General features: G+C 73.0%; 13 protein-coding genes and 2 tRNA genes. 7 read left to right on the top strand and 8 right to left on the bottom strand.

Translation table 11 applies throughout. The annotated features are described in order from the left end of the window. Positions 1 to 2 precede the first annotated feature (2 nt). Complete coding sequence (gene dnaG, locus BMZ30_RS07585) at positions 3 to 1,997, top strand: DNA primase (protein ID WP_093376810.1); 1,995 nt, start codon at positions 3 to 5, stop codon at positions 1,995 to 1,997. 33 nt (positions 1,998 to 2,030) lie between these two features. On the opposite strand, the gene BMZ30_RS07580 is transcribed toward dnaG, so the two are convergent. Then, a tRNA-Ile gene (locus BMZ30_RS07580) sits at positions 2,031 to 2,104 on the bottom strand. Between the two features lie 60 nt (positions 2,105 to 2,164). Between BMZ30_RS07580 and BMZ30_RS07575 the strand changes: the two genes are divergently transcribed. The 3 genes from BMZ30_RS07575 (at position 2,165) to BMZ30_RS07565 (ending at position 3,949) form a co-directional block, all read left to right on the top strand. Beyond that, positions 2,165 to 2,671 carry a hypothetical protein gene (locus BMZ30_RS07575; protein ID WP_093376808.1) on the top strand — a complete coding sequence of 169 codons (507 nt, stop codon included), beginning with the start codon at positions 2,165 to 2,167 and terminating at the stop codon, positions 2,669 to 2,671. Positions 2,672 to 2,708: 37 nt separating this feature from the next. After that, positions 2,709 to 2,781 (top strand) — tRNA-Asn (locus tag BMZ30_RS07570). A 175-nt stretch (positions 2,782 to 2,956) separates the two neighbouring features. Continuing rightward, complete coding sequence (locus BMZ30_RS07565) at positions 2,957 to 3,949, top strand: NAD-dependent epimerase/dehydratase family protein (RefSeq protein WP_093376805.1); 993 nt, start codon at positions 2,957 to 2,959, stop codon at positions 3,947 to 3,949. Between the two features lie 38 nt (positions 3,950 to 3,987). Here BMZ30_RS07565 and BMZ30_RS07560 read toward each other — a convergent pair whose 3' ends face one another. Next, positions 3,988 to 4,983: a pirin family protein gene (locus BMZ30_RS07560; RefSeq protein WP_093376800.1), complete on the bottom strand. Its 996-nt coding sequence runs from the start codon at positions 4,981 to 4,983 to the stop codon at positions 3,988 to 3,990. A gap of 90 nt (positions 4,984 to 5,073) precedes the next feature. Here BMZ30_RS07560 and BMZ30_RS07555 point away from each other — a divergent pair, with 90 nt between their 5' ends. Then, positions 5,074 to 6,984 (top strand): penicillin-binding transpeptidase domain-containing protein, encoded by a 1,911-nt coding sequence (locus BMZ30_RS07555; protein WP_229828515.1) that lies wholly within the window; start codon positions 5,074 to 5,076, stop codon positions 6,982 to 6,984. Between the two features lie 9 nt (positions 6,985 to 6,993). Here the strand turns inward: BMZ30_RS07555 and yidD are convergent, their stop codons facing one another. Together yidD and BMZ30_RS07545 are read right to left on the bottom strand one after the other, a co-directional pair. After that, a complete protein-coding gene (yidD, locus tag BMZ30_RS07550) occupies positions 6,994 to 7,290 on the bottom strand; it encodes a membrane protein insertion efficiency factor YidD (protein WP_093376794.1) in 297 nt (98 codons plus the stop codon). Positions 7,291 to 7,428: 138 nt separating this feature from the next. Beyond that, positions 7,429 to 7,881: an SRPBCC family protein gene (locus tag BMZ30_RS07545; RefSeq protein ID WP_093376792.1), complete on the bottom strand. Its 453-nt coding sequence runs from the start codon at positions 7,879 to 7,881 to the stop codon at positions 7,429 to 7,431. A 120-nt stretch (positions 7,882 to 8,001) separates the two neighbouring features. Between BMZ30_RS07545 and def the strand changes: the two genes are divergently transcribed. Beyond that, positions 8,002 to 8,490, top strand: coding sequence for a peptide deformylase (def, locus tag BMZ30_RS07540; protein WP_093376788.1), 489 nt, complete (start codon positions 8,002 to 8,004; stop codon positions 8,488 to 8,490). Positions 8,491 to 8,626: 136 nt separating this feature from the next. Beyond that, complete coding sequence (locus BMZ30_RS07535; protein ID WP_093376785.1) at positions 8,627 to 9,127, top strand: DUF3145 domain-containing protein; 501 nt, start codon at positions 8,627 to 8,629, stop codon at positions 9,125 to 9,127. Positions 9,128 to 9,337: 210 nt separating this feature from the next. On the opposite strand, the gene fabF is transcribed toward BMZ30_RS07535, so the two are convergent. The 4 genes from fabF to BMZ30_RS07515 form a co-directional block, all read right to left on the bottom strand. Beyond that, on the bottom strand, positions 9,338 to 10,582 hold the full coding sequence (fabF, locus tag BMZ30_RS07530; RefSeq protein ID WP_093376782.1) for a beta-ketoacyl-ACP synthase II: 1,245 nt from the start codon (positions 10,580 to 10,582) through the stop codon (positions 9,338 to 9,340). Positions 10,583 to 10,654: 72 nt separating this feature from the next. Beyond that, positions 10,655 to 10,903 (bottom strand): acyl carrier protein, encoded by a 249-nt coding sequence (locus BMZ30_RS07525; protein ID WP_093376781.1) that lies wholly within the window; start codon positions 10,901 to 10,903, stop codon positions 10,655 to 10,657. Between the two features lie 70 nt (positions 10,904 to 10,973). Continuing rightward, complete coding sequence (locus BMZ30_RS07520) at positions 10,974 to 11,978, bottom strand: beta-ketoacyl-ACP synthase III (RefSeq protein WP_093376778.1); 1,005 nt, start codon at positions 11,976 to 11,978, stop codon at positions 10,974 to 10,976. Continuing rightward, positions 11,975 to 12,922 carry an ACP S-malonyltransferase gene (locus BMZ30_RS07515; RefSeq protein WP_093376776.1) on the bottom strand — a complete coding sequence of 316 codons (948 nt, stop codon included), beginning with the start codon at positions 12,920 to 12,922 and terminating at the stop codon, positions 11,975 to 11,977. Before BMZ30_RS07515 ends, BMZ30_RS07520 begins: the two co-directional genes overlap by 4 nt. Between the last annotated feature and the right edge of the window lie 66 nt (positions 12,923 to 12,988).

Below are 12,988 nucleotides of genomic sequence, written 5' to 3'. Positions count from 1 at the left end.
GCGTGGCCCTGATCAAGCGCGAGGACGTCGACGCGGTCCGGGAGCGCGCCCGGATCGACGAGGTCGTGGGCGCGCACGTGACCCTCAAGCCCGCAGGGGTGGGCTCGCTCAAAGGGCTGTGCCCGTTCCACGACGAGCGCTCGGCGTCGTTCCACGTCCGTCCGCAGGTCGGCCGCTGGCACTGCTTCGGCTGCAACGAGGGCGGCGACGTCATCTCGTTCGTGCAGAAGATCGACGGGCTGGCCTTCACCGAGGCCGTCGAGTACCTCGCCGAGCGGTTCGGCGTGCAGCTGCGCTACGAGGACGGCGGCGGGCCGCGCCGCAGCGGCGAGCCTGGGCAGCGCCACCGGCTCATGGAGGCGCACCGCGTCGCGGCCCAGTTCTACGCCGAGCAGCTGTTCACGCCTGGGGCGGGCGCGGCGCGGACTTTCCTGGCCGAGCGCAGCTTCGACCGCGCGGCGGCGGAGCACTTCGGCGTCGGCTACGCCCCCACGGGCTGGGACGCCCTGCTCAAGCACCTGCGCGGGCGCGGGTTCACCGAGGCCGAGCTCACGGCGTCGGGCCTCGTGTCGCAGGGCAACCGGGGGATCTACGATCGGTTCCGCGGCCGGCTCGTGTGGCCCATCCGCGACGTGACGGGCGAGACCATCGGGTTCGGGGCGCGCAAGCTCTACGACGAGGACCAGGGCCCCAAGTACCTGAACACGCCCGAGACACCCATCTACAAGAAGTCGCAGGTGCTGTACGGCCTGGACCTCGCCAAGCGCGAGATCGCCAAGACCAAGCGGATCGTCGTCGTCGAGGGGTACACCGACGTCATGGCGGCCCACCTGTCCGGCGTGACCACCGCCGTGGCCACCTGCGGGACCGCGTTCGGCGGCGACCACGTGCGGGTGGTGCGACGGCTCGTGGGGGACACCGACGCCGGGGCCGGGCTGCGTCTGGCGGGCGGGTCCTCGGGCGGAGAGATCATCTTCACGTTCGACGGCGACGCCGCCGGGCAGAAGGCCGCGATGCGGGCGTTCGGCGAGGACCAGCGGTTCTACGCACAGACCTTCGTCGCGGTGGAGCAGTCCGGGATGGACCCGTGCGACCTGCGCCTCGCGCGCGGCCCAGAGGCCGTGCAGGCGCTCGTCGACGGCCGCCAGCCGCTGTTCGAGTTCGTCATCAGGACCACCCTCGCGACGTTCGACCTGGAGACCGCCGAGGGGCGCGTCAACGCGCTGCGCGCGGCCGCCCCGGTGGTCGCCGGCATCCGCGACACGGCGCTGCGGCCCGAGTACGCGCGCGAGCTCGCGGGCTGGCTCGGCATGGATCACGAGAGCGTGCGGCGGGCCGTCACCGACGCGGCTCGGCGTGGCGAGGCTGCCGGTGGGCGCGCGGACGGGCGGGGCGAGGGCCGCGACCAGGCGCGGGGCGCACGGGGCGACGGCTCTCGGGGCGACGGTTCCCGTGGTGACGGTTCCCGCGGCGACGGCGGCCAGCAGTCCCGGCCCGCCACGGGGGACCGGCCCGACCGCTCTGACCCGGTCGCCCGCCTGGAGCGTCAGGTGCTGGAGGTGGTGCTCCAGTACCCCGTGCACACGCCACCGGACTTCGACGACCTCGGCCCCGACGCCTTCTCGGTCCCCGCTTGGCGTGCCGTGCACGAGGCGATCCGCGCGGCCGGGGGAGTGACCGTCGCGGGCGCGGCCGAGCCGGCGACCTGGGTGGGCAAGGTGCTCGAGGAAGCGTCCCCGCCCGTCGTGACGCTGATCGGTGAGCTGGCCGTCGCTCCGCTGCCCGAGGACCGCGAGAGCGCGATCGAGGAGTACGTCCGCGGGGTGGTGCGCTCGCTCGTCGAGATGCAGATCACCCGGCAGATCGCCGACCTCCGGTCGCGGCTGCAGCGTACGGACGCCGAGCGTGAGGCAGAGGAGTACGGGCGGGTCTTCCGGGACCTGCTCGACCTCGAGGGCCGGCGCCGGGTGCTGCGGGAGTCGAGCCAGCGGGACTGACCGCCCAACGGACGGGCGTGGTGACGGGCACGGTGGGGCGTCTGGGGCTTGAACCCAGGACCGACGGATTATGAGTCCGCTGCTCTGACCGACTGAGCTAACGCCCCTCGCGCGGGCCTCGCCTGCGCGCCGCCAAGGTTACCGCGTGCCCGGAGTACGGTGGGGCCATGCGCGCACGCCCCTCCCTGAGCCCGGACGCCGCTGCCCTCCTGCGGCAGCTCACGCACGAGCGACCGCTCGCCGTCGCGCACCTTGCTGACGGTGGCTGGGTCGCCGCGACCCGCTCGTTCATCGTGACGTCGTCGGGCGCCGCGGAAGCGAGCGCGCGCGAGTGGGTGGACGTCGACCGCGCGTCGCTGGACCCCGAGACGCGCACGCTGACGGTCTCGTGGGCGGACGGGACCGGCACGAGCGCGCTCGTGTTCGCCGACGACACCGCGGCGCAGCTCACCCTGGTGCTGCGCGAGCAGGTGCAGTCATCCGTCGTCCTGGCGGAGTCGCTCAAGCTCCCGGGCGGGGCCGTCGCGCGGGTCGCCGTGCGGCGTCGGCCGAGCGGCGAGCTGTTCTCCCAGGTGATCGGCGACGCCCGGGTGAACCTTGCTGATCCGGACACCGCGCGGGTCGTCGGGGCCTGCGAGGCGCGCCTCCGCGAGGCGTCCGGACTACCCCTGTGAGCCTGATAGAGTTTTCTCCGGTCGCTACGGCGATCGATCCCGCGTAGCTCAGTTGGCAGAGCATCCGACTGTTAATCGGACGGTCACTGGTTCGAGTCCAGTCGCGGGAGCAGCGAGAAGGCCCCGGCAGCCCAGGCAGCCGGGGCCTTTCTGCGTCCGAAGGTGGTCCTGGACCGGTGCGCTCTCCCGTGCCCGGCGGGGGCCCGTGGGACCTTGAGCCCGGAGGCACCCGCGGGCGGGCACGTAGCGTCGAGTCATCAGTTCCCCCAGCGACGTGAGGCTGACATGACCGACACCCTGGTCCTCGGAGGCACCGGCCTCCTGGGCTACCACACGAGCCTCGAGCTGCTGCGCCGCGGGTATGGCGTCACGACGCTGTCGCTGCCGACCGAGGACACGAGCTTCCTGCCGGCGACGAGCATCGCGCACTTCGGGGACGTCACGACGATGCCCGACGACGAGGTCCTCGCCCTCCTGCACGGCAAGCACGCCGTGTTCTACGCGATCGGCGCCGACGAGCGCACAGTGCCGCCGGCTCCGGCCGCACGCTTCTTCTACGAGGCCAACGTGCTTCCGACCCAGCGGGTCGCGCGCCTGGCCCGGCAGGCCGGCGTGCGCAGGTTCGTGCTGTTCGGCTCGTACACCGCGCAGTGGGCCGAGCAGTGGCCCGACCTCGGCTACCGCGACCGCAACGGCTACCCGCGCACCCGCCTCGCCCAGGAGGAGGTCGCGCACCTCGAGGGCGACGGGGCGATGGACGTCATGGCCCTGCGCCTGCCGTACATCTTCGGGCTCGTCCCTGGCCAGCGCCCGTTGTGGCAGACGTTCCTTGACCAGGTGGCCGGACGCACCGGCGTCGTCCCCGTGCTCGGTGGGGCGACGTCGTCGGTGACGGTGCGCCAGGTGGCCCAGGCCGCCGTGGGTGCCATGGAGCACGGCGCGCACGGCGGGCGCTACCCGATCAACGGCTACGACCTGACGTACGCAGAGCTCTACCGGCTGTGCTGCGAGGCGCTCGGGCGCGACCCCGACGACGTCGTCGTCGTCCCGCTCGAGGCCGTCCTGCCCGGGTACGAGGCTGCGCAGGAGCAGGCCGCGCTCAGCGGGGCCGAGCACGGCATCCACCTGCCCGACAGCGCGCGCTTCCAGGACCGCGACGCCGTGAGCGACCCGGCGCTCAGCGCCGTGCTCGGCATCGAGCCCGACGACGTCCCTCTCGCCGTGCGAGAGTCCCTCGCCTGGTGCGTGGGCAACCCGCGGCTGACACCCGTCGTCTGACCCGCGTCGTCTGACCTGCGTCGGCTGGCCGGCGAGGGTCAGAGGCGGCTGCGGGGTCGCAGGCGGACGTGTGGCAGCTCGGGCGCCGGGAGCGGCGGGCCGGGGTAGCCGGTGACCTGACCGAACCGGGCGACGCCGTGGGCCTCGCCGCGCACGGCGGCCTGCCACTCGTCGCGCGCCGCGACGATCTCCTCGTGCGAGCGCCCGACGAAGTTCCACCACATCAGGATGTCCTCGGTGAACGGCGCGCCGCCCAGGAGCACGAGGCGCGCACCCGCCGCACCGGCGGCGAGCTCGACGTGGTCCCGCCCCGGAGCCAGGTAGGCGAGCTCGGCGGAGGCGACGTGATGTCCCGCGACGGTGAGGTTACCGACGTCGAGCAGGACGCCGTGCTCGAACGCCGGCTCGAGGGGGAGGCGCACGTGCGCCCCGGCGGGGACGTCGACCTGCGCAGCGACCAGGGGAGTGTCCGCGCGAGCCGGGGAGGTCACCCCGCCCAGGCTCCCCATGAAGACCTGCACCTCGGCACCGTCGACCGTCACGGTCGGCACGTCCGCGACGTGCTCGAACGCCCGCTCTCCGTGCCGGGTGGCCTCGGGCAGCGCCGTCCACAGCTGGACGCCGTGCAGCGTGTCCTGGTCGGGGAACCGGCGGACCGTGCCCTCCTCCGAGTGGCAGATCCCGTGCCCCGCGGTCATCAGGTTGAGCTGGCCGGGGCGTACCTCCTGCACCGAGCCGACGGCGTCCTGGTGCAGGACGCGCCCCTCGAACAGCCAGGTGACGGTCTGCAGCCCGGTGTGCGGGTGGGGCGGGACGTCCATGCCGCCGGAGGCGCTCACGGCGTCGGGACCGTAGTGGTCGGCGAAGCAGAAGGGGCCGATGAGCGACCTCTGCCGGGACGGGAGCGTGCGCCGCACGGTCATGGCTCGGGGGCCGCCGAGGGGCACGTCCCGCGGCTCGATGATCTCGACCCCGGCGTCGACCCGGTCGACCGCGCAGTCGTGGTCCTGCGGGTCCGGCTCGTCGTTGGTCATGCCTTCAGCATAGGGAGGTGGGGCGGGGCCTACCCTGGTCGAGGCGCCGGTCCGACGAGCGTGACCGGTCGCGCGACGACAGGGGGAGAAGTGAGCACTGCACGCACCAGGACGGCTCAGCGGGGCGCGGTGGCGCTGGTCGTCACAGCCCTGCTCGGACTCACGGCCTGCACGCCCGAGCGGCCGGGCCCCGCGGGCGAGGCGCAGGATCTCGCCGCAGCCCTGAGCTCGGGTTCCTTCGCGGACGTCGCGCTCGCGGACGGCGTCACCGCGCAGGGCGCCGCGGACCAGCGCGCCGCCGCCTTCGCTGGCCTCGAGCCCGCGACGCCGCAGGTGTCGGTCGCGTCCGTCACCGTCGCGACCGAGGACGAGAACCGCGCCGTCGCCACCCTCGACCTCGCATGGGACCTGGGTGCGGCGGAGCCGTGGACCTACGCGACCGAGGCGTACCTGACGTGGGACGAGGACGCCGAGGCCTGGCTCGCGAGCTGGTCACCCACGCTGCTCGCGCCGGGGCTCGCACCCGGGGAGACCCTCGTGCGTGAGCGGGTGCGGGCGGAGCGCGGCCGGGTCCTCGGCGCAGGCGACACCCCGATCGTCGAGGACCGCGCGGTGCAGCGCATCGGCATCGACAAGACGCGCGGCGAGGCGGACCAGCAGGAAGCCGACGCGCGTGAGCTTGCGGAAGCGCTCGAGATGGACGGCGAGGCGTTCGCCGCCCAGGTCGCCGCGGCCGGACCCAAGGCCTTCGTGCAGGCCATCGTGGTGCGCGAGGAGGACGACGCGTACGACATCGCCGAGCTCACCAGCGCGCCCACGGCGGTCGCGGTGCCGGACACGTTGCCGCTCGCGCCGACGCGGACGTTCGCCCGGCCGCTGCTGGGCACCGCCGGGGAGGCGACGGCCGAGATCATCGAGGCGTCCCAGGGCTCGGTCGTCGCGGGGGACACGGCGGGGCTCAGCGGTCTGCAGCTGCAGCACGACGCGCTGCTGCGCGGCAGCCCGGGCCTGACCGTGCTGGCCCGGTCCGCGGACGGCGAGACGCGGGACCTGTTCAGCGTCGAGCCCGTCGCAGGCGCGGACCTGCGCACGACGCTCGACCTCGACGTCCAGCAGGAGGCGGAGGCCGTACTGGACGACGTCGAGCCGGCGTCCGCGATCGTCGCCCTCCGGCCCTCCACGGGCGAGGTGCTCGCGGCCGCCTCGGGCCCCGGCGGTGGCGGACTGAGCACGGCCACGCTCGGCCAGTACCCGCCCGGGTCGGTCTTCAAGGTCGTCACCGGTCTGGCGTGGCTGCGCAGCGGAGCCACGCCGGAGTCGACCGTCGCGTGCCCCGCGACGATCACCGTCGACGGGCGCGAGTTCGAGAACTTCCCCGGCTACCCGCAGGACGCGCTCGGTGACGTGCCGCTGCGGACCGCGTTCGCGAACTCCTGCAACACCGCGTTCATCGGGGCGCGCGACGACGTCACCCCCGCCGCGGTCGCCGACGCCGCGACCGCACTCGGGCTGACCGGACAGACCGAGCTGGGATACAGCGCGTTCCTCGGAGAGGTGCCGGCCGACTCGACCGGGACCGACCACGCGGCGTCGATGATCGGCCAGGGCCGGGTGCTCGCCTCGCCCCTCGGCATGGCGACCGTCGCCGCGTCCGTCGCGGAGGGCACGCTCGTGACCCCGCGGCTCGTCGTGGCCGACGACGCCCCCGCGGCGAGCGAGCCGGCGGCTCCGCTGTCCCAGGAGGAGGCCGCATCCCTGCGTGCCCTGATGCGCGCGGTCGTCACCGACGGCGGCGCGACGTTCCTCGCCGACGTTCCCGGTGAGGAGATCGGCGCGAAGACCGGCACGGCCCAGTTCGGTCCCTCCGGTGACACGCAGAACCACGTGTGGATGATCGCGACGCAAGGCGACCTCGCCGTGGCGGTCTTCGTCGAGGTGGGGGAGTACGGGTCGACGACCGCGGGGCCGCTGCTGGAGGACTTCCTCGCGCGCCTGCAGTGACCGGCCGACTCAGCGCCGGAAGCGGAACGGGACAGGGATGCCGCCGCAGCAGCACACGCCCTGGACGTTCGTCGTCGAGAGCAGGCGTGCCGGCTGGTAGCACGCAGCGAGCTGCAGCACCGAGGGGACGACGCCGCGGAGCAGTCCGCGGCGTCGGACGATGTGTCGAACGGCGCTGGAGCAGGACTCGGGCCCGTGGGCGACGCGGTAGGCGCAGGACCATCCCTTCCGCGGGGAGATGACCTCCTGGTACCAGCGGACGGCGCGGTCCACGCCGCGGGCAGCGGGCGACGGTGCGGTGCTCATGGCCAGACGCTAGCCGGACGCCGGTCGTGACGCGCGCTGAGCCCCGACGCCGGCCGGGCGCACCCGAGCCGGGCACACCAACGGCCGGGCGCCCCGGATCTCTCCGGTGGGACGCCCGGCCGTCGTCGTCCGTGCGGCTCAGTCGACGTCGCCGCGCCAAGAACCTGTCTCGACGCCGCGGCTCTCGATGAACTCCTTGAACTTCTTCATGTCTGCCTTGACCCGGTGGTCGTCGACACCGATGGCGTCGCCCACCTTCTCCGCGAGCCCCTCGGGCTGCCACTCGATCTGGGTGGTCACGCGCGTCGTGGTGGCGTCGAGCGACTGGAAGGTCACGACGCCGTGCTGCTTGGTCTCGCCAGCCACGGTCGTCCACACGATCCGCTCGTCGGGGGTCTGCTCGGTGATCTCGGTGTCGAACTCCCGCTTGACGCCTCCCACCGAGGTGACCCAGTGGTTGTGGGTGTCGTCGATCTGCGTGATGGACTCGACGCCGGTCATGAACTGGGGGAACGACTCGAACTGCGTCCACTGGTTGTAGGCCGTACGGACCGGGACGTTGACTTCGATCGACTCTTCCACGCGACTCATGTGGGTCTCCCTCTCGTTGTCGGTGACTTGCCCTTCCACGATCGCAGCGCCAGCAGCGGCTCGCCACCGGAGCCGCTGCTGGTGCATGCGTGCGCTCGGTTCCGTGAAATGATCTGGCCCATGGCCATGAGAGAGATCCGCGTGCTCCCAGACCCCGTGCTGCGCACCCCGTGCGAGCCGATCACGACGATCGACGCCCGCGTCCGGGGGCTCGTGGAGGACCTGCTCGAGACGGTCGACCACGAGGGCCGTGCCGGGCTGGCGGCGAACCAGATCGGGGTGAGCCTCCGGGCGTTCTCCTGGAACATCGACGACGAGATCGGCTACGTCCTCAATCCCCGGATCACCGAGCTGTCCGAGGACGAGTACCAGGACGGTGACGAGGGCTGCCTCTCGGTGCCCGGCCTGTGGTTCCCGACCAAGCGCGCCTGGTACGCCAAGGTCGAGGGCACGGACCTCGACGGCAAGCCGGTCGTGGTGGAGGGCACGGAGCTGATGGCCCGTTGCCTGCAGCACGAGGTGGACCACCTCGACGGCTACCTGTACATCGATCGGTTGGAGCGCAGCGTGCGCAAAAAGGCGATGCGCACCCTGCGCGAACAGCTCTGAGCCACGCTGCGGGGCGATGCCCTCGCTTTTCACCCGGGACGTAGGGCATGATGGGCCCGTACGCCGTTGAGACCGTGAGAATCCTGCCGATACGAGGCCGTTGGGGAAGACGAACCTCGACTCTGGGAGGATGAACATGGCTGGTTCTATGACCCGCGGTGTCCTTTTCGTGCACTCAGCGCCCCGTGCGCTGTGCCCGCACATGGAATGGGCGGCGGCGAACGTCCTCGGCGTGCGCGTCGCCCTCGACTGGACGGAGCAGCCGGCAGCGCCCGGCATGTTCCGGGCCGAGTACTCGTGGCAGGGCCCGCAGGGTACCGGAGCGAAGCTCGCGTCTGCCCTGCGTGGCTGGACTCACCTGCGCTACGAGGTGACCGAGGACGCGAGCTACGGCGCCGACGGCTCGCGCTGGAGCCACACGCCGGAGCTCGGGATCTTCCATGCAGCGACCGACGTGCATGGCAACGTCGTGATCCCCGAGGACCGGGTGCGCGCCGTGCTGGAGCACGCCGGTGACGCGCACCGGATGAGGCAGGAGCTCGACCTCGCGCTCGGCCAGGCGTGGGACGACGAGCTCGAGCCGTTCCGCTACGCCGGGGCCGGCGCTCCGGTGCGGTGGCTGCACCGCGTGGGCTGACGTCTGCGGGGACGACGAGAGGGACGAGCCGCGAGGCCCGCCCCTCTCTGTCCCCCGTGTCCCCCGGGGTCACCCCCGAGCTGCCCGGGGAACTAGACGAGTATCGGCATCCGAGCGCGAGAACTTTCGGAGGCAAGCGGGTGAAAAGTGAGAATCCCCGCATTCGTCCGCCCCGTGAGACCTGCTTTGTCACCTTTCGGGACGCTGGACTCAGACCGTCTGCGCCACCAGGGCGACGTTGTGCCCGCCGAACCCGAACGAGTTGTTCAGGGCGGCGCGCGGCCCGTCGCCGAGCGGGCGTGGCGCGTCGCGCACCAGGTCCAGGTCGAGCTCGGGGTCGGGGTCGCTGACGTTGATCGTGGGCGGGGCGGTGCGTTCGTGCAGCGCGAGCACGGTGAAGATGGTCTCCAGCGCACCGGCGCCGCCCAGGAGGTGGCCGGTCATCGACTTGGTCGCGGAGAGCGCGACCTGGTCCGCGGCGGAGCCGAGGAGCTCGCGCACGGCACGGGCCTCGATGAGGTCGCCCACCGTCGTCGACGTCGCGTGGGCGTTGACGTGGTGGATGTCGGCGGCCGTGAGGCCGGCGTCCGCGAGGGCCCGGCGCATCGCCGCGACCTGGCCGCGGCCCGCGGGCTCGGGCGAGGTGAGGTGGTACGCGTCCGAACTCAGGCCGACACCGCTCAGGCGCGCGTAGACCCGCGCACCGCGGGCCCGCGCGTGCTCGGCGCTCTCGAGCACCACGATCCCGGCTCCCTCACCCAGCACGAAGCCGTCGCGGGTGGTGTCGTACGGCCGGGACGCCCCTGCGGGATCGTCGTTGCGGGTCGAGAGCGTGCGCGAGGCCGCGAAGGCGGCGATCGGCAGCGGATGGATGGATGCCTCGGTGCCTCCCGCCACGACGACGTCGGCGCGCCCGGAACGGATCATCTCGATCCCGTACCCGATCGCCTCGGCACCGGAGGCGCACGCGGAGACGAGGGCGTGGGCGCCTGCCTGCGCGCCAACCTCGAGCTCGACGTACGCGACCGGGGAGTTGGGCATCAGCATGGGGATGGTCATCGGCAGGACGCGACGCCCCCCGCGCTCACGGAGGGTGTCCCAGGCGTCGAGGGTGGTCTGGATGCCGCCGATCCCGGACGAGACGACCGCTCCCAGACGCTCGGGATCGACGTCAGGGGCGCCGGCGTCGGCCCAGGCCTCGCGCGTCGCGATGACCGCGTACTGCGCCGAGGGGTCCATCCGCTTGATCTCGGGGCGCGGCATGACGTCCTCGGGACGGACGGCCAGGCTCGCGGCGAAGTTCACCGCGATGCCGTGCTTCTCTGCCCAGTCGTTCTCGAGGGTGCGCGCGCCGGAGCGGCCGGCGAGGGCAGCGCTCCAGGTGGTGGGGACATCCCCACCGAGGGGCGTGGTGGCCCCCAGGCCGGTGACGACCACGTCAGGACGGTGGGACATCGGTCCTCCAGGGTGGGATGGGGCTGCGGTGGGGCGGGAGGTCCCGCCCCACCGAGGTGCCTGCGGGACTGCTCAGGCCTGGGCGCCGGCGATGAACGCGATGGCGTCGCCCACGGTCGCGAGGTTCTTGACCTCGTCGTCGGGGATGGTCACCGAGAAGCGGTCCTCGGCGTGGGTGACGATCGTCATCATCGACAGCGAGTCGATGTCGAGGTCGTCCGTGAAGGACTTCTCGGCGGTGACGGAGTCGGCGGGCAGGCCGGTCTCCTCGGCGACGATCTCGGCGAGGCCGGTGGCGATCTCAGGCTCGGTGTGTGCCATGGGGGTGCTCCTTGGGTTGATGGTGCGGGTGGTCGGTCGGACGGAAGGTCTGTGGGATGGCGCGGGTCGGTCAGGGAAGGACGACGACCTGGGCGGCGTAGACGAGGCCAGCGCCGAACCCGATCTGCAGGGCGACGTCGCCGGACTTGGCGGCGCCCTCGCGCAGCAGACGCTCCGCTGCCAGGGGGATGGACGCAGCCGACGTGTTGCCGGTGTCGACGATGTCCCGCCCGACGACGACGTCGTCGCGCAGGTGCAGCTGCTTGACCATCTGGTCGATGATCCGCATGTTCGCCTGGTGGGGCAGGAAGACGTCGATGTCGTGCGCCGTCAGGCCGGCGGCCTCGATCGCCTGGGCGGCGACGGGTGCCATCTGGAACGCCGCCCACTTGAATACGCTGGGGCCGTCCTGACGCAGGGTCGGCCACGGGGCCTTCGCGACGCCGGCGCTCTCCTGCCACGAGTGGGTCTGGCCGATCGCGCTGGCCTTGGAGCCGTCGGAGCCCCAGATCGTGGGCCCGATCCCCGGCGTGTCGGACGGGCCGACGATCGCCGCGCCCGCGCCGTCGCCGAGCAGGAACGAGATCGAGCGGTCGGTCGGGTCGATGAAGTCGCTCATCTTCTCCGCGCCGATCACCAGGACGTGCCGGGCGGAGCCCGAGCGCACGAGCGCGTCGGCCTGGTTGATCCCGTACGTGTAGCCAGCGCACGCGGCGGAGATGTCCCACGCGGCGGCGGGCGTCGCGCCGATGCGGTCGGCGATGACCGCGGCGCCGGCGGGCGTCTGGTGGAAGTACGTCACGGTCGACAGGATGACGGCGTCGATGTCGGCGCCCGTCAGGCCCGCGGCGTCGAGCGCGGCGCGGGCTGCACCCTCGGCGAGGTCGAGCACGTCCACCTCGCTGCCCGAGCGGCGTCGGGTGACGATGCCGGTGCGCTGGCGGATCCATTCGTCGGACGAGTCGATGGGACCAGCGATGTCGTCGTTGGTCACGGTGTTGTCGCCGCGGACGCCGGCGATCGCGAGGATCGCGGTGTGGGCGGGGCCGGTGGTCTGGCGCAGGCGCGAGGTCACGCGCGCTCCTCGTCTGTGGTGGGGGCAGGGGTGGCACGCACGAGCGCGAGCGCGTCGTCGAGGTCCTCGGGCGTGCGGATCGCGACGGCGGGGGTGCCGCGCAGCGCGCGCTTGGCCAGGCCGGTGAGCACGCCCCCGGGGGCGAGCTCGATGAGCGCGGTGGCTCCGGACTCGCCCAGGGTGGCCTGGCACAGGTCCCAGCGCACCGGCGCCGTGACCTGGGCGAGCAGGCGCTCGAGCACGGCGGCTCCGTCCGCCGGCATCATGCCGCCGTCGGCGTTGGAGAGCAGGGGCAGGCGCGGGTCGCGTGCGGTGACCGCGTGGACCGCCGCCGCGAACTCGTCCCGAGCGGCGTCCATGTACGGCGTGTGGAACGCGCCGGCGACCGGCAGCGGGATCACGCGGGCGCGGGTGGGTGGGGCAGCGGCGAGCGCCTCGAGCTCGGCGGTCCCGCCGGCGGCGACCACCTGTCCGCCTCCGTTGACGTTTGCCGCGTGCAGGCCGGCCGCGGTGATCGCGGCGAGGACCTCGTCGGGGTCGCCGCCCACGACGGCGCTCATGCCCGACGGCGCGAGGGTCGCGGCCCGCGCCATGGCGCGGCCACGTGCAGCGACCAGGGCGATCGCCTGGGCGTCGTCGAGCACGCCCGCGACCGCCGCCGCGCTCAGCTCGCCCACGGAGTGGCCAGCCACGAGGCCGACGACGTCACCGACCTCCGACGCGAGCGTGCGGTAGGACAGCAGCGACGCCGCGACGATGAGCGGCTGGGCGACCGCAGTGTCCCGGATCGTGTCGGCGTCGGCGGTCGTCCCGAGCGCTACGAGGTCGAGCTCGGCAGCCTCGCTCCACGCGCCGAGGCGCTCGCTGGCGCCGGGCAGCTCGAGCCAGGGGGCGAGCATTCCGGGGGTCTGGGAGCCCTGTCCAGGGCACAGTGCGGCGATCACTCGTCAACCTTGCCCGTCGCAGGGTCCAGGTGCGCGCTGCGACGCGCACGAACGTCGTCCGACGAT

Origin of the sequence: Flavimobilis marinus, from assembly GCF_900113055.1 — a bacterium.
Lineage (GTDB): Bacteria > Actinomycetota > Actinomycetes > Actinomycetales > Cellulomonadaceae > Flavimobilis > Flavimobilis marinus.
The sequence above is the reverse complement of the archived record's forward strand: the minus strand, read 5'-3'. Positions and strand labels throughout refer to the sequence as shown.